This is a genomic window from Mycobacterium gordonae, assembly GCF_002101675.1.
Classification (GTDB): domain Bacteria; phylum Actinomycetota; class Actinomycetes; order Mycobacteriales; family Mycobacteriaceae; genus Mycobacterium; species Mycobacterium gordonae.
Window position 1 is genome coordinate 39162 of sequence record NZ_LQOY01000095.1, and the last position, 16081, is coordinate 55242.

General features: G+C 67.2%; 16 protein-coding genes and 1 riboswitch. Of the genes, 7 read left to right on the top strand and 9 right to left on the bottom strand.

Going from position 1 to position 16081, the window contains the following annotated elements; all coding sequences use genetic code 11:
- Window positions 1-5: 5 nt before the first annotated feature.
- The 3 genes from AWC08_RS16040 to AWC08_RS16050 form a co-directional block, all read right to left on the bottom strand.
- Entirely contained in the window at window positions 6-1010 is a 1005-nt protein-coding gene (locus AWC08_RS16040; RefSeq protein WP_065134656.1) for a glutathione S-transferase family protein, read from the bottom strand.
- 3 nt (window positions 1011-1013) lie between these two features.
- Window positions 1014-2960 carry an acyl-CoA dehydrogenase family protein gene (locus tag AWC08_RS16045; RefSeq protein ID WP_065134655.1) on the bottom strand — a complete coding sequence of 649 codons (1947 nt, stop codon included), beginning with the start codon at window positions 2958-2960 and terminating at the stop codon, window positions 1014-1016.
- Between the two features lie 78 nt (window positions 2961-3038).
- Window positions 3039-3458, bottom strand: coding sequence for a cold-shock protein (locus tag AWC08_RS16050; RefSeq protein ID WP_055580606.1), 420 nt, complete (start codon window positions 3456-3458; stop codon window positions 3039-3041).
- Window positions 3459-3621: 163 nt separating this feature from the next.
- Between AWC08_RS16050 and AWC08_RS16055 the strand changes: the two genes are divergently transcribed.
- The 4 genes from AWC08_RS16055 (at window position 3622) to AWC08_RS16070 (ending at window position 6682) form a co-directional block, all read left to right on the top strand.
- Complete coding sequence (locus AWC08_RS16055) at window positions 3622-4011, top strand: YccF domain-containing protein (RefSeq protein ID WP_065134654.1); 390 nt, start codon at window positions 3622-3624, stop codon at window positions 4009-4011.
- Window positions 4008-5087, top strand: coding sequence for a GTP 3',8-cyclase MoaA (moaA, locus tag AWC08_RS16060; RefSeq protein WP_069433505.1), 1080 nt, complete (start codon window positions 4008-4010; stop codon window positions 5085-5087). Before AWC08_RS16055 ends, moaA begins: the two co-directional genes overlap by 4 nt.
- The gene (locus tag AWC08_RS16065) at window positions 5080-5370 is read left to right on the top strand and encodes a MoaD/ThiS family protein (RefSeq protein WP_232007844.1); all 291 of its coding nucleotides are present in this window, start codon (window positions 5080-5082) and stop codon (window positions 5368-5370) included. The genes moaA and AWC08_RS16065 overlap by 8 nt, the downstream gene beginning before the upstream one ends.
- 249 nt (window positions 5371-5619) lie before the next feature.
- A riboswitch (cyclic di-AMP (ydaO/yuaA leader) is annotated at window positions 5620-5794 on the top strand.
- Window positions 5795-5803: 9 nt separating this feature from the next.
- Entirely contained in the window at window positions 5804-6682 is an 879-nt protein-coding gene (locus AWC08_RS16070) for a transglycosylase family protein (RefSeq protein ID WP_069433506.1), read from the top strand.
- A 37-nt stretch (window positions 6683-6719) separates the two neighbouring features.
- Here AWC08_RS16070 and AWC08_RS16075 read toward each other — a convergent pair whose 3' ends face one another.
- From AWC08_RS16075 to AWC08_RS16090, 4 genes are read right to left on the bottom strand one after another with little or no spacing between them, the layout of a single operon-like run.
- Entirely contained in the window at window positions 6720-7145 is a 426-nt protein-coding gene (locus AWC08_RS16075; RefSeq protein ID WP_065134651.1) for a molybdenum cofactor biosynthesis protein MoaE, read from the bottom strand.
- Window positions 7142-7621, bottom strand: coding sequence for a MogA/MoaB family molybdenum cofactor biosynthesis protein (locus tag AWC08_RS16080; protein WP_372513490.1), 480 nt, complete (start codon window positions 7619-7621; stop codon window positions 7142-7144). The genes AWC08_RS16075 and AWC08_RS16080 overlap by 4 nt, the downstream gene beginning before the upstream one ends.
- Complete coding sequence (moaC, locus tag AWC08_RS16085) at window positions 7618-8130, bottom strand: cyclic pyranopterin monophosphate synthase MoaC (RefSeq protein WP_069433508.1); 513 nt, start codon at window positions 8128-8130, stop codon at window positions 7618-7620. The genes AWC08_RS16080 and moaC overlap by 4 nt, the downstream gene beginning before the upstream one ends.
- Window positions 8131-8138: 8 nt before the next feature.
- A complete protein-coding gene (locus tag AWC08_RS16090) occupies window positions 8139-8330 on the bottom strand; it encodes a hypothetical protein (protein ID WP_414855569.1) in 192 nt (63 codons plus the stop codon).
- 72 nt (window positions 8331-8402) lie between these two features.
- Between AWC08_RS16090 and AWC08_RS16095 the strand changes: the two genes are divergently transcribed.
- Together AWC08_RS16095 and AWC08_RS16100 are read left to right on the top strand one after the other, a co-directional pair.
- Entirely contained in the window at window positions 8403-10661 is a 2259-nt protein-coding gene (locus tag AWC08_RS16095; protein ID WP_069433509.1) for a helicase-associated domain-containing protein, read from the top strand.
- Window positions 10662-10720: 59 nt separating this feature from the next.
- Window positions 10721-12370 carry a DNA repair helicase XPB gene (locus AWC08_RS16100; protein ID WP_085087972.1) on the top strand — a complete coding sequence of 550 codons (1650 nt, stop codon included), beginning with the start codon at window positions 10721-10723 and terminating at the stop codon, window positions 12368-12370.
- A gap of 71 nt (window positions 12371-12441) precedes the next feature.
- Here the strand turns inward: AWC08_RS16100 and AWC08_RS16105 are convergent, their stop codons facing one another.
- On the bottom strand, window positions 12442-13587 hold the full coding sequence (locus tag AWC08_RS16105) for a thiolase family protein (protein ID WP_069433511.1): 1146 nt from the start codon (window positions 13585-13587) through the stop codon (window positions 12442-12444).
- Window positions 13588-13622: 35 nt separating this feature from the next.
- Window positions 13623-14036 (bottom strand): Zn-ribbon domain-containing OB-fold protein, encoded by a 414-nt coding sequence (locus tag AWC08_RS16110; protein ID WP_065134645.1) that lies wholly within the window; start codon window positions 14034-14036, stop codon window positions 13623-13625.
- Between the two features lie 148 nt (window positions 14037-14184).
- On the opposite strand from AWC08_RS16110, the gene AWC08_RS39070 reads away from it, so the two are divergent.
- Window positions 14185-16080: a serine/threonine-protein kinase gene (locus AWC08_RS39070; protein WP_069433520.1), complete on the top strand. Its 1896-nt coding sequence runs from the start codon at window positions 14185-14187 to the stop codon at window positions 16078-16080.
- Window position 16081: the final 1 nt, after the last annotated feature.

The following is a 16081-nucleotide window of genomic DNA, read 5'->3' on the forward strand; positions in this document are numbered from 1 at the left end:
GAGGCTCAGGCGCCGTGACCGGCCGGCACCCGCTCCGCCGCTGCCGGCGGCCCGGGCGGGGTGCCGTCACCGAATGGCCTGCCGCCCAACGCTTCCCGGCCGTGCGGCGTGAGCCAGCTGGACAGGTCGGGGCCCTTGGGCACGACGCCGGTTGGGTTGATGTCGGAATGCACGATGTAATAGTGCTGCTTGATCTGAACGAAGTCGGTGGTGTCGCCGAAACCCGGGGTCTGGAACAGGTCTCGCGCATAGGCCCACAGCACCGGCAGCTCTGACAGCTTGGACCGATTGCATTTGAAATGCCCGTGATACACCGGGTCGAAGCGGGCCAGCGTGGTGAACAGCCGCACATCGGCCTCGGTGATGGTGTCTCCGACCAGATATCGCTGCTGCGCCAGCCGGTCGTTGACCCAGTCCAGCGCGGCGAACAGCCGGTCATAGGCCGCTTCGTAGGACTCCTGGGAACCGGCGAACCCGCACCGGTACACCCCGTTGTTGATCTCGGTGTAGATCCGCTTACTCACCTCGTCGATCTCCGCGCGCAATTCTTCGGGGTAGAGTTGCGGCGCTCCGTCGCGGTGGTAGGCCGTCCACTCGGTGGAGAAGTCGAGGGTGATCTGCGCGAAGTCGTTGGTGACGACGGCACCGGTCGCGACGTCGACGATCGCCGGGACGGTGATGCCCTTGGGATAGTCAGGGTCACGCTTGAAGTAGGCGTCCTGCAGACGGGGGATCTTCAGCACTGGGTCCACGCCGCCGGGATCCAGGTCGAACGTCCAGCTGCGCTCGTCATGGGTCGGGCCGCAAAACCCGATGGACAGAACGGATTCCAACCCCAGCAGCCTGCGCACGATGATGGTCCGGTTGGCCCACGGGCAGGCGCGGGCGACGACGAGACGGTACCGACCGGGTTCCACCGGGTAGCCGTCGCGGCCGTCGGCGGTGATGCGGGTGGTGATGTAGTTGGTGTCGCGGTTGAATTCGCCCTTGCCGGCCACGTATGCGGACATACGCTACAGAGCCACTTCTGCCGAGGGTGAGACGAATCGCCGGGCCAGGTTGGTCTCGGTGGATTCTCTGGCTTCCCACTCCACGATCCAGGGCCCCGTGCCCTCCGACTGATCCAGGATGCCGCTTTCCAGCCAGGTGTATCGACCGTCAAGCACGTTGTTGGTCAGCGCCACGTCGCCGCTGTCGGTATTGGACCACAACGCACCAAAGAGTGCCTCGATCCGCAAAGTCGCTTGCTGACAGAACATTTCGGCCAACTCGTAAGCCTGTTTGCCGATTTCCGGGTCGGCGCCCCGTTGTGCCTCGGCCCGGACGCAGGCAGCCGACATCGCAAACAGTTCGGCACCGATGTCGACGATGCGCCCGAGGAAGCCCTGCTTCTGCTCCAGCTTGGCCTGCCAGCGCGCCATCCCGTAGAACGTGTTGCGGGCCAGCTTGCGGCTCGAGCGCTCGACGAACCGCAAATGGGATGCCAGCGTGCCGAATTCGCTGAATGCGGTGGGACGTTGGCCTTCGCCGAAGGCCAGTTTCGGCAACCACTTCGCGTAGAACCCGCTGGCTCCGACGGCCGCTGCCGCTTTCTGACGGAAATCCGAGTCGGGTTTGGCGAGGTCACCCGCGGCATTGAGATGTGCGTCGACGGCCTCTCGGGCGATGAGGAGCCGCATGATCTCGCTGGCTCCTTCGAAGATCCGGTTGATCCGTAGGTCGCGCAGCGACTGCTCCACCGGCGCGGCCCGCTCTCCGCGCGCCGCGAGCGAATCCGCGGTCTCATAGCCGCGCCCGCCACGGATCTGCATCAGATCATCGGCTATCACACAAGCCATTTCACTGCACCACAGCTTGGCCAGCGCCGCCTCGATGCGGATGTCGTTGCGTCCTTCGTCGGCCATCTGGCCGGTCAACTCGACCACCGCATCGAGCGCGTAGGTGGTCGCAGCCATGAACGCGATCTTGCGCGCGACCGCTTCATGTTTGCCGATCGGCTTGCCCCACTGCACCCGTTCCCGCGACCATTCGCGGGCGATCTTCAGCGACCACTTCGACGACCCGGTCACCATCGCCGGCAACGCCAACCGCCCCACATTCAGCGTCGTCAACGCGATGCGCAGGCCGTCGCCCTCACGCCCGATCAGATTCTCAGCCGGAACGCGGACCCGGTGCATCCGAGTGAGGCCGTTCTCGATGCCGCGCAGGCCCATGAACTGATTGCGCCGCTCCACGGTGATTCCAGGCGAATCCGCCTCCACGACAAAGGCACTGATGCCGCCCCGGTGCCCGTCGCTCTTGGGAACCCGCGCCATGACCACGAGCAACTCAGCGACCACTCCGTTGGTGGTCCACAGCTTCACACCTTCGAGCTCGTACGCCTGGCCGCCCTCGACGGGCGTCGCGGTCGACGCCAACCGTGCCGGGTCGGAGCCGACGTCGGGCTCGGTCAGCAGGAAAGCCGAAATCGCTCCAGCGGCACAGCGCGGCAGGAACTTCCGCTTCTGCTCGTCCGACCCGGCGAGCTTCAGCGGTTCGGGCACACCGATCGACTGGTGTGCCGACAACAGCGCGCCGAGGCTGGGATGAACGGTCGACACCAGCATGAGCGCCCGGTTGTAAGCGACCTGCGACATATCCAGACCGCCGTACTCCGCGGAGATCTTCATACCGAAGCAACCCAGCTCGGCCAAGCCCCGAACGTATTCATCGGGAATCCGCGCCTCGCGCTCGATGACACCGCCGTCGAACCCGGTCAGCAGTTGTCGAAGCTTGTCCAGGAAATCGGCGGTGCGGACTTCGTCCGACTCGGTCGGTGTGGGGAACGGATGAATGAGCGCCAACGGGAAGCGTCCCAGAAACAGCTCTTTGGCAAAAGATGGCTTATCCCAGCCACTTTCCCGGGACTCCTCGGCTACGGCTCTGGCTTGCTCCTCGGTGACCTGCGCTTGCTGTGCCATCGCCGCCTCCTCGCTGACGCGTCCCGATGGATCGTCTATACCCGATTACCGCACGGGTACGCCCTGCGCAGCAAGCATTTACGCCTCGAACTCGCGGGCGACGGCCTTGACGACCTCGGAGATCTGGCGGGCGGTCTTGCGATCTGGGTAGCGACCCTTGCGCAACTCGGGCTGCACGGTGCTCTCCAGCAACGTGATCATGTCCTCGACCATGCCGTGCAGCTCGTCGGGGCTGTGCTTGTGCTCAGCCGGCGCCTCGCGACGCGGTCGTGCGGCCGACCGGGCCAGGCTCGGCGGTGGGTCGATCAGCTTCAGGCTCAACGCCTGCGGTCCACGCCGGCCGGATGCGATGCCGAACTCGACCTTCTGCCCCGCTTTGAGTCCCTCGACACCCGCGGGCAACGCCGAGGAGCGGACATAGACGTCCTCGCCATCCTCTTGCGACAGGAAGCCGAACCCCTTCTCGGAGTCGTACCACTTCACTTTGCCGGTCGGCACTGCTCTCACCTGCTTGTCTGACGGATCACTGGTATGCGACATAGAAGACGCGTCCCGCCTGCACAGGACGCGATGACGATCACAGATCCTACTCGGGTGCTTGCCCGCCGAGCACCCCGGTTTAGCGGGTACTCGGTAGGCTGGCATTACCGCTGGAGGAAAGATGCGCCTGATCCTGAACGTTATCTGGCTTGTTTTCGGTGGCCTCTGGCTGGCCCTCGGCTATCTGCTGGCGGCGCTGGTGTGCTTCCTGCTGATCGTCACCATCCCGTTCGGTTTCGCGGCGCTGCGAATCGCGTCATATGCGCTGTGGCCCTTCGGCCGCACCATCGTCGAGAAGCCCGGCGCCGGGACGGGCGCGCTGGTCGGCAACGTCATCTGGGTGCTGCTGTTCGGGCTGTGGCTGGCGATCGGGCATCTGGCGAGCGCGATCGCCATGGCCGCGACGATCATCGGGATTCCACTGGCCGTGGCAAACCTCAAACTGATCCCCGTGTCGCTGGTTCCACTGGGTAAAGAGATCGTTCCCACCGACGCCCGGGTGGCCGCATGACGCTGACCGCGTTGGGCGTACCGACGGTGCCCGCTCAGGGCGCCGCGACCGAGCCCATAGCAGGCCCCCGAGACGGACCGCTGCTGGACAGCTATGGTCGCGTCGCCACCGACCTGCGCGTCTCGCTCACCGACCGCTGCAATCTGCGGTGCAGCTACTGCATGCCCGAGGACGGCCTGAACTGGTTGCCCGGCCACCAGCTGCTCACGTCCGACGAACTGGCCCGGTTGCTGCGCATCGCGGTCAGCCGGCTGGGCATCACCAACGTCCGCTTCACCGGTGGCGAACCGCTGCTGGCGCGACACCTCGAGGACGTCATTGCCGCGGCGGCCGGGCTGACCAATCGCCCCGAGATCTCCTTGACCACCAACGGGGTGGGGCTGGCACGACGGGCGGCGGGCCTGGCCGCCGCGGGACTTGACCGAGTCAACGTCTCGCTGGACAGCGTCAACCCGGCTCACTTCGCGGCCATCACGCGCCGCGACCGGCTTGACGACGTGATCGCCGGCCTGGCCGCGGCCAAGGCCGCCGGTCTGCAGCCGGTCAAGGTCAATGCGGTCCTGGACCCCGCCACCGGCCGTCAGGACGTCGTCGAACTGCTGCGTTTCTGCCTCGAGAACGGCTACCAGTTGCGGGTCATCGAGCAGATGCCGCTCGACGCCGGGCATCAGTGGCGTCCCGGCGCGGCGCTGAGCGCCGATGACGTCCTTTCGGCGCTGAGCCCGCACTTCCGCCTCGAACCCGACCCGGCACCGCGCGGTTCGGCACCTGCTCAGCTGTGGCTGGTCGAGCCAGGCGCGGACACCCCGGGTGGCAAGGTCGGCATCATCGCATCGGTTTCCCAGGCGTTCTGTTCCACGTGCGACCGCACCCGGCTGACCGCCGACGGCCAGATCCGCAGTTGCCTGTTCTCGAGTGTGGAAACCGACTTGCGCGGCCTGTTGCGCAGCGGCGCCGACGACGACGCGATCGAGGCGGCCTGGCGCGCGGCGATGTGGGCCAAACCGGCCGGCCACGGGATCAACGAACCCGGCTTCATTCAGCCCGACCGCCCGATGAGCGCCATCGGTGGCTGAGCGTCCCGCTGCGGCGTCCTCAGGCGCCGTTGAGATCGAGGTGACGGTCCGCTACTTCGCGGCGGCCAGGGCCGCAGCAGGCATCGAGTCCGAGACGCTGGTGTTGCCAACCGGCACGACCGTGGCCGAGTTGGTTAAAGAGCTGGCCAATCGGGGTACACGCCTGGCAACAATTTTGAGCCGATGCTCGTATCTGCTCGACGGAATTGCAGTTCGAGATGAGGCCGCGGCGTTATCCGCCGGCGACACGGTTGACGTACTCCCCCCGTTCGCCGGCGGATAAAAAGTGTGAGTTATCTCACGTAACGGAACGATAACAACCCGGCCACGCTCCGATGTCGGGTGTTATGAGCTGCGCAAACGCGGCCGCTTCCTGGCGTTTTGAGCTCCCGGTGTGACGAAAACGCCGATCAACGTCACACGTGACGGGATCGCCGTAACCCGCTACCGTCTCGGGAGGCTCGTCAAACCCAACCCGAGCGATGAGCCCTCCTTCACCTACAGCGCGCTGAGCTCCATCCGGTAGGCGAGGGATTCCGACCCGCGGATGGAGGCGGGGGACCCACCAGGTCCACCGAGATCGGACCGGGGCTGTTACGGCCCCTTGGGGTGAAGCCAACGTCGTATCAATGGTGAACGACTGGCCGGGTGACCTCTCCCATCCGAACCCGACAGCTGACCTCGCAAGCGTGTTACCGAGAGGAATTACTGAGCGTATGACTGGACGTCACCGCAAGCCCACTACCTCGAGCGTCAGCGTCGCCAAGATCGCCTTCACCGGTGCGGTCCTCGGTGGCGGCGGCATCGCCATGGCCGGTCAGGCCGCAGCGGCCACCGACGCCGAATGGGACCAGGTAGCCCGTTGCGAATCTGGCGGCAACTGGGCGATCAACACAGGTAACGGGTTCTACGGCGGCGTGCAGTTCGCGGCCGGCACCTGGGCCTCGCACGGCGGCGGCGAGTACGCCCCCTCGGCCCAGCTGGCCACCAAGGATCAACAGATCGCCATCGCCGAGCGCGTGCTGGCCACTCAGGGCCGCGGCGCCTGGCCGGTGTGCGGGACCGGCCTGTCCGGCCCGTCACCGCACAACCCGGCTCCCCAGTCGGCCGCCTGGGACCGCCAGCCGATCGACGCTCCCGCACTCAACGGTGAGCAGATTCCCGACGCGCCGCCGCCGGTCGAGGCTCCCGCACCCGAGGTGCAGCTGGCCGGCAACGACCTGGCGCTGGCTCCCGCTCCGGCCGACCTGCCGCCCGCTCCGGCCGACCTGCCGCCCGCTCCGGCCGACCTGCCGCCCGCTCCGGCCGACCTGCCGCCGGCCCCGGCCGACCTGGCTCCCGCCCCCGGCGACCTGCCGCCGGCTCCGGCCGACGTGCCGGCTTCGCCCGCCCCTGTGGTCGTGGACACCGCCTTCCAGCCGGCTCCTGCGCCCGCCGATGTCACGCCGCCGGCTCCCGGCGACGAGAACGCACCCGTGGAGATCCACCAGGTCGCGGAGGTCGGCTACCACCAGCAACTGTGGCAGGCCATCGTCGGCCAGGACATCGCCGGCAACGACGCGCTGGACGCCCTGGTAGCGGCTCCGGTCAGCTAGTGGCTCTGGTCTGATCCGACGGGCTCACGCCCGCGGATCAGGCCGAACCCACCCATTCTTCCGACCCGTCGTCGAAGAACTGGTGCTTCCACACCGGCAATCGCTCCTTGATGGCGTCTACCAGGCGCGCACAGGTGGCGAACGCCTCCTGACGGTGATCGGCCGCGACGGCGGCCACCAGAGCCGCTTCTCCGATACGTAGGGCGCCGATACGGTGGCTGGCGGCCACGGCCCGTACCCCGTCGGCGTGACCGGCGACTTCGGCGACGACCTCGCTGAACACGTCCGCCGCCGACGGGTGTGCGGAATACTCCAGCCGCACCACTGGGCGGCCGCCGTCGTGATCGCGGATCATGCCGACAAAACCCACCACCGCTCCGGCGGACTGGTGATTCACCAGGGCCTCATGTTCGGCAAGGGAGATCGGCTGGTCGGTCACTGCGGCGCGCAGGACCGTCGTCATCGCGGGTGATCCCCGCCGGCGAGCTGTTCGAGAGCGTGGATGAGCACGCCGTCGAGCACGCCGAGACCGTCTCGCACCCCGCCCGGTGAACCCGGGAGATTGACGATCAGCGTCTTGCCTGCCACCCCGCACACCCCGCGGGACAGCACCGACGTCGGCACCTTCGGCAAGCCGGACTGGCGAATCGCATCAGCCAAGCCGGGAATCATGTAGTCCAGCACCGCCACCGTCTGCTCCGGTGTGCTGTCAGTGGGCGCGATTCCGGTTCCCCCGGAGGTGATGATCACATCGACTTCGGCCTCGAGCCCGTCGTGCAGCGCGTCACCCACCTCATTGCCGTCGGCCACGACCCGGGGCTGAGTCGGGAGAAACCCGCGCTGTTCCAGCCACTGGGCGATGATGGGTCCGCATTCGTCGGCGTACACACCCGCTGAGGCGCGGGTCGAGGCGATGACGACGCGCGCGGTCCGGCTCACGGCCGGGTCCAACTTCCGCTGCGGCCGCCTTCTTTGCTCAGCACCCGGATATCGTCGACGCGTGCGGCCGGATCGACCGCCTTGATCATGTCGTACAGGGTCAGGGCCGCCACACTGACAGCGGTCAAGGCTTCCATCTCCACCCCCGTTCGGTCGGTGCTGCGCACCGTCGCTCTGATCTCAACATCTGACGCGCCGACGGTGAAGTCAACATCGACCTTGGTGAGCGCGAGCTGATGGCACAGCGGGATCAGGTCGCTGGTGCGTTTGGCGGCCAGGATGCCCGCCACCCGTGCGGTGGCCAGCGCATCGCCTTTGGGCAGGCCACCGGCGGATATCAGCGCGACCACCTCAGCAGTCGTGCGCAACAGGCCGGCTGCCACAGCGGTGCGCCGTGTGGTCCCCTTTTCGGTGACGTCGACCATGTGCGCCGCACCGCGCTCGTCCAGGTGTGACAGCGCCGACCCGGGGGCCGCAGAGCGCTCTTCAAAGGCCCCAGCCCCCGACATCCCGACGACTACCAGGTGGCGACCGTCACCGGATGGACATACGGCAACTCCTCGGCAGGCACCGGAAACACCACTTCGCCGAACGGCGAGAGTGCACCCGTGCGGTCTGTCACGAGTTCGCTCACCGCATGGTCGTCCGGGTCCGTCGTGGGCCAGCCGGGGTCCACATACTTCGCTTTGCGCGCCTTTGAGTCAGCCACGCGCTCTATTCTGACACCTCCGGCCAGCGTCCGCGGCGGAAGGTTGAACCTCACGCCTAGGCTTGATCAGCGATGACCGAACACACCCCGGATATCCCGCTGGGGTCCTGGCTGGCCGACCTGCCCGACGAGCGGCTGATCCTGCTCTTGGAGCTGCGGCCGGACCTTGCCCAGCCGCCACCCGGCAGCATCGCGGCGCTGGCCGCGCGCGCTCAGGCGCGTCAGTCGGTCAAGGCCGCCACCGACGACCTGGATTTCCTGCGGCTGGCGGTGCTCGACGCCCTGCTGGTGCTGCAAGCCGACGCCGAACCGGTCCCGGTCACCAAGTTGACGGCCCTGCTCGGCGACCTTGCTCCGGAGGCCGACCTGACGGCCGCACTGGACGACCTGAGAAACCGCGCCCTGGTCTGGGGAGCAACCGCGGTGCGGGTGGCCGCCGACGCCGCAACCGCGCTGCCGTGGCATCCCGGGCAGGTGACGCTCGAGGACCGCACGCATACCGGGGAGCAGATCGCCGCACTGATCGCCGCGGCCGACGAAGCCCAACGCGACGTCCTGGAGAAGCTCCTCGAAGGATCCCCGATGGGACGCACCCGCGACGCGGCGCCAGGCGCGCCGATGGACCACCCGGTGCCACAGCTGCTGGCCTCTGGCCTACTGCGGCGCGTCGACGCCGAGACGGTGATCCTGCCCCGCCACGTCGCCCAGGTGCTGCGCGGCGAGTCGCCCGGTCCGGCACAGCTAACCGAACCCGACCCCGTCGCGTCGACCGTCAAACCCGCCGACGCCGACGCCGCGGCTGCCGGCGCGGTCATCGACCTGCTCCGCCAGGTCGATGTGCTCCTCGAGAACCTCAGTAACGCACCGGTTTCCGAGCTGCGCAGCGGCGGTCTCGGTATTCGCGAGCTCAAGCGATTGGCCAAGGTGACCGGGATCGAAGAGGCCCGGCTGGGCCTCATCCTGGAAATCGCCGCCGCGGCGGGGTTGATAGCCAGCGGGATGCCCGATCCCGATCCGGCCCACGGGGAAGGGCCCTATTGGGCGCCCACCACAGCGGCCGACCGGTTCCGCACCCTGGCCGCCGCCGACCGTTGGCACCTGCTGGCCACCACCTGGCTCGACTTGACCTGCCGCCCGACGCTGATCGGCAACCGCGGTCCTGACGGCAAACCTTTTGGTGCGCTGTCGAATTCGTTGTTCTCCACCGCGGCACCGCTGGATCGGCGGCTGCTGCTGGAGTTGCTTGCCGGGTTGCCGGCCGGCGGCGGTGTCGACGCTAAGACAGCCTCGGCAGCGCTGATTTGGCGACGGCCGCGCTGGTCCCGGCGGCTGCAGCCTGAACCGGTCGCGGACTTGCTGGCCGAGGGCCACGCGCTGGGCCTGATCGGGCGCGGGGCGATCAGCACGCCGGGCCGCGCGCTGCTCGAGGACGAGGCGGACCCCACGGCGGTCGTCGACGCGATGACCCGGGCGCTGCCCAAACCGATCGACCATTTCCTGGTTCAGGCGGACCTGACCGTGGTGGTACCAGGCCCGCTGGAAGGTGACCTCGCCGACGACCTCGCCACCGTCGCCACCGTCGAATCAGCAGGCGCGGCAATGGTTTTCCGGGTCAGCGAACAATCGATCCGGCATGCGCTGGATATCGGCAAGACCCGCGACTGGATGCAGGCGTTCTTCGCCGATCACTCCAAAACGCCGGTTCCGCAAGGTCTGACTTATCTCATCGACGACGTGGCCCGCCGGCACGGTCAGCTGCGAATCGGAATGGCGTCGTCTTTCGTGCGCTGCGAAGACCCGGCGCTGCTGGCGCAGGCGGTCGCGGCGCCGGCCACCGAAGGGCTCCACCTACGGGCGCTGGCCCCGACGGTGGCGGTGTCACCGGCGACCATCGGCGAGGTGCTCGCCGCCTTGCGGTCGGCGGGATTCGCCCCCGCCGCCGAAGACTCCTCCGGTGCGATTGTCGATGTGCGCACCCGCGGCGCGCGGGTACCCGCACCGCCGCACCGCCGGGCGTACCGGCCGGTCCCCCGTCCCAGCAGCGAAACACTGAACGCCGTCGTGGGGGTGCTGCGCAGGGTGACCGCGGCCCCGTTCGGCAACATCCGCGTCGACCCTGCGGTGTCGATGTCGCTGCTGCAGCGCGCCGCCAAGGACCAGGAAACGGTGCTCATCGGCTATCTCGACGCCGCGGGGGTGGCCACCCAGCGGGTGGTGTCCCCGATCGTCGTCCGGGGCGGCCAGCTGGTGGCCTTCGACTCGGGGTCCGGTCGGATGCGCGACTTCGCCATCCACCGCATCACATCGGTGATGTCGGCGGACGAAGGATAATGAACGTTGCTCCCCGCCAGCCGCTTGCCGGGGATGCAGCGATAGGAGGAACACCGCCCATGACAGACGGGCCGTTGATCGTGCAGTCCGACAAGACGGTGCTGCTCGAAGTGGATCACGAAATGGCCGGCGCGGCGCGCGCCGCCATCGCGCCGTTCGCCGAACTGGAACGCGCACCCGAGCACATCCACACCTATCGCATCACGCCCCTGGCCTTATGGAACGCCCGCGCCGCCGGTCACGATGCCGAGCAGGTGGTCGACGCGCTGGTCAGCTCCTCCCGTTACGCCGTGCCGCAACCGTTGCTGGTCGACATCGTCGACACCATGGCGCGCTACGGCCGCCTGCAACTGGTCAAGCATCCCGCCCACGGCTTGACGCTGGTGAGCTTCGACCGGGCCGTTCTCGAAGAAGTCCTGCGCCACAAGAAGATCGCGCCCATGCTGGGCGCGCGCATCGACGACGACACGGTCACCGTCCACCCCAGCGAGCGGGGCCGGGTCAAGCAGATGCTGCTCAAGATCGGCTGGCCGGCCGAGGATCTCGCCGGCTATGTGGACGGTGAGGCGCACCCGATCAGCCTGGAACCCGACGGGTGGGAATTGCGCGACTACCAGCAGCTTGCGGCCGACTCGTTCTGGGCCGGCGGCTCGGGGGTGGTGGTGCTGCCCTGCGGCGCCGGCAAGACGCTGGTCGGCGCCGCCGCGATGGCCAAGGCTCAAGCCACAACGCTGATTCTGGTCACCAACATCGTGGCTGCCCGCCAGTGGAAACGGGAGTTGGTGGCGCGCACCTCACTGACCGAGGACGAGATCGGCGAATACTCCGGCGAGCGCAAGGAGATCCGGCCCGTCACCATCTCGACCTACCAGATGATCCCCCGCCGCACCAAGGGCGAATACCGGCATCTGGAGCTCTTCGACAGCCGGGACTGGGGCCTGATCGTCTACGACGAGGTGCACCTGCTGCCGGCGCCGGTGTTCCGGATGACCGCCGATCTGCAGTCCAAGCGCCGCCTGGGCCTCACGGCCACGTTGATCCGCGAGGACGGCCGCGAGGGCGATGTGTTCTCGCTCATCGGGCCGAAGCGATACGACGCGCCGTGGAAGGACATCGAGGCTCAGGGCTGGATCGCACCGGCCGAATGCGTGGAAGTACGGGTCACCATGACCGACAACGAGCGGATGATCTACGCCACGGCCGAGCCTGAGGAACGCTACAAGCTGTGTTCGACGGTGCATACCAAAATCGCTGTGGTCAAATCGATTCTGAAGAATCACCCCGGTGAGCAGACGCTGGTGATCGGTGCCTACCTCGATCAGCTCGACGAGTTGGGTGCCGAATTGGGGGCCCCGGTGATCCAGGGGTCGACGAAGACCCGGGAACGCGAGGATCTCTTCGACCAGTTCCGGCGTGGTGAGATTTCCACCCTGGTGGTGTCCAAGGTGGCCAACTTCTCCATCGATTTGCCGGAAGCCTCTGTCGCGGTTCAGGTTTCGGGGACTTTCGGGTCGCGCCAGGAGGAGGCGCAGCGGTTGGGCCGGCTGCTGCGGCCCAAGGCCGACGGGGGCGGCGCCATCTTCTACTCGGTGGTGGCGCGCGACAGCCTGGATGCCGAATATGCCGCGCACCGGCAGCGGTTCCTGGCCGAGCAGGGCTACGGTTACGTCATCCGCGACGCCGACGACCTGCTCGGCCCGGCGATTTAGTGGCGCGAGCAGACGCCAAAGCCCCCAGGAGCGTGTGCTCCATGGGGCTTTGGCGTCTGCTCGCCAGAGGGCTAGAGCGACAGGATGGTGGCCGACGCGGTGCCCGGTGCGCCGTAGACCTGCGCCAGGCCCACCCGCGGGTTGCCTGGCACCTGGCGATCGCCGGCCTCGCCACGCAGCTGTCGCACCAACTCATGCATCTGCCGAAGCCCGGACGCACCGATGGGTTCCCCGTTGGCGATCAGACCCCCGTCGGTGTTGACCGGGATCGAGCCGTGAATCTCCGTGGCTCCGTCGGCAACCAGCTTTTCCTGTTCGCCGTCGGCGCACAGACCCGTTTCGGCCATGTGGATCACCTCGGCGCCGGCGTCGGTGTCCTGTAACTGAGCCACGTCGACATCCTCGGGCCCGATGCCGGCCGCCTCGTAGGCGGCCTTGGCGGCATACACGGTCGGCGAGTCGTCACCGTCCAGCGGCGCGAACGTCGCATGCACCTCATAGGCGCCGTAGCGGCGGGTGCGAATCTCGCAGGCCCGCACATACACCGGTTTGTCGGTGTATTTGTGCGCCATGTCGGCCCGGCACATGATCACCGCCGCAGCTCCCTCGTCGGGCGCACAGAACATGTACTGGGTGAGCGGATAGTTCAGTACCGCCGAGTTGAGGATTTCCTCTTCGAGAATCGCCTTGCGGCGGAACGCATTCGGATTGATAGCGCCATTGCGGAAGTTCTTGGCGGCCACCTTGGCCAGCGTGGCCTGGGAGATGTTGTGGTCGTGAATGTACTTGTTGGCTTTCATGCCGAAGAACTTCGTGGTGACGAACTGCCCGTTCTGCGCATACCACTGCGGCAGGGCCAGTTTGGCGGGATCATCGGTGAACGCGCCCCGCGGGTGCTTGTCCAGACCGATCGCGATCCCCAGGTCATACTTGCCCAACCGGATCGTGTCAGCGGTCTGCTGGACGGCACTGGCCGCGGTGGCACACGCATTGAAGACGTTGGTGAACGTGATGCCGGTGAGCCCGACCAGGCGGGTCACCGCGTCCGGGTTGGACACCTCGTGACTGCCACCGAAGCCGAACTGAATGTCCTGCCATGCCACGCCGGCGTCGGTCAGCGCGAGCTGAATCGCTTCGGCGCCCATCTCCATAGCGGTCTTGTCGAACCTGCCGAAGGGATGCAGGCCGACGCCGATAATGGCGACATCATTAGTCATCGGATGACTCCTTTTCGGTGCGCGGCAACCCGCTCTCAGACCGGCTGGAAAGCGAAGGTCATGATCTCGGTGCCCTCGTCGTCCCGATTCAACGGCACCATGGTGAGCTCGACGTCCTGGCCGAACCGCAGCTTGGCGGGATCATTTTCGGTGAGCCGGCCCTCCACCCGGATCACGTCGCCGAGTTGCACCAAACCCACCCCGAACGGCACGAAGTCCTTGCCGACCGGCCCGGCGTACGGCGCACCGGGTGCGAAGCCCTGGGTGGTCCAGGCGACCAGCGTGCCGCGTCGGGGCAGCAGCACGTCGGCCATCTCGCTGCCGCTGCAGCGCGGACAGTGCCGCTGCACGGGAAATGTCGTGGCTCCGCAGCCGGCGCAGCGGCTGCCGATCAGCTGCGGATTCTCGTCGGGCCAGGTGGTGATTTCAGGGGCCAACGCCTTCTGCATCGGGGGTCCTCCGGCGGAGCACGAGAATAATGCGACTCACTGAACGGTACAACAGCGTTACACAAAAATGGAAACTGCATTCTCGCACGCCCTGGCCGAGACGGATCGTTCGGTGCCGCCGCAAATAGGCACCAATTACGATTTGGCCATGTCCCTTGAGGTAGGCCAGGAATTCGCTGGGTACACCATCCTGCGAATGCTGGGTGCCGGCGGAATGGGCCGGGTGTATCTGGCGACCCATCCGCGCCTGCCGCGCGAGGACGCGCTGAAGGTGCTGGCGGCGGAGTACACCGCCGATCCCGAGTACCGGACCAGGTTCGCCCGCGAAGCCGACTTGGCGGCGGGCCTCTCACATCCCCATATCGTGCGCATCTACGACCGCGGCGAGAACGACGGCCAGTTGTGGATCTCGATGGACTACGTGGCCGGCACCGATGCCTCCCACCTGCTGTATGAGCGCTATCAGCGCGGTTTGCCCATCGACGAGGTCATCGCCATCATCTCCGCGGTCGCCTCGGCCCTGGACTACGCCCACCATCGCGGGCTGCTGCACCGCGACGTCAAACCCGCCAATATCCTGCTCACCGAACCCGACGGCGGACAGGCCCGTCGAATCTATCTGGCGGACTTCGGCATCGCGCGCCGAATCGATGACGCGACGGCCATCACCGCCGTCAACGTGGCCGTCGGCACCGTTGCCTACGCCGCGCCGGAGCAACTCAAGGGAGAGCCCGTCGACGGGCGTACCGACCAATATGCACTGGCATGCACGGCTTACCACCTGCTCACCGGCGCTCCGCCGTTCACCGACAGCAGTCCCACGGTGGTCATCACCCAGCAGATCAGCTCGCCGCCGCCCTCCCTCGGCACCCGCCGCCCGGAGTTGGTCGCGCTGGACCCGGTGTTCGCCACCGCGATGTCGAAGGACCCGAACAGCCGTTACGCCAGTTGCAGCGACTTCGCACTGGAACTGACCAAGCACTTTGCGCCGTACGACTACGACACCCCGATCAACCTGCACGCCAGGCAAACTCAGCCCTCGATCGCCCTGCTCAAGTCGACCGAGGAGGGCCCGAAAGGATGGGTGCGGCGGCCGGCCGTGTTGCTCAGCATCCTCGTGGTGATCGCGTTGCTGATCGTCGGCGGTGTCTTTGCCGCCAGCACGCTCACGCCCTCCCGCAAGCAAACCGCCGCGCCGCTGGGGTCGCCGCCTGCGGCTCCGCAGGCCACGCCCGGGGCCGCGCAGGGACCGTTCACCGGCACCTACCGCGCTGATTTCGCCCCGGTCACGTTCCTGGACGGCAAACCGGTTCCCGACGCGCGACCCACAACGGGCACCTACGGTGTGCGCTCGATCTGCGGCGGCGCCGGCTGCGTGGCAACCGCGTCGCGCCTGAAAGGTGAGAGAGTATTCGCCTCGACCATGGTCTTCGACCAGCTGGGCAGTAGCTGGGTGGCGGTGGCCCTGTCCACCCAACCGTGCAATGCCAACACCAGCGAGATCTGGGAGGTCTTCACGCTGGAGGCGCGTCCCGACGGAACTCTGGTCGGCGATCAAACGCGCACCGCCCGTAACAACTGCCAGGAGCGACGAAGCGTGACCTTCACCCGCACCGGTGACGCCCCGTCGGGGCTGCCCGACCCGGCGACACTTCCGCCGCGAGTGCCCTCGGCGGCCGAAGCGTTTCACGGCCACTATCAGCAGACCCGTACGTTCGCGGGCCAAAGTCCCAAGCCGATGGGCGATTCCGCGATCGTCACCAACTGTCTACGTACCGGTGATCGGTGCATGAGCTACTTCCACAACGATTTGGGTGATGTCCCGCTGATATTCGCCGGCGGTGGCTGGACGTGGGACGACGTGAGTAGCGGCAAGTGTCCCGACGGTAGCCCGACGACTCTGCGGATCAGCGCCACTTTCCCGCTGCCACAACCGGCAGCGGATCCGCTGATGTCGCTGGAGGGCCACGGGCACTGGGCTCAGACCGGAACCTGTGCGGTCAACGTGGATCTTGACGACACCTTCACTCGTACAGGCGATTAGC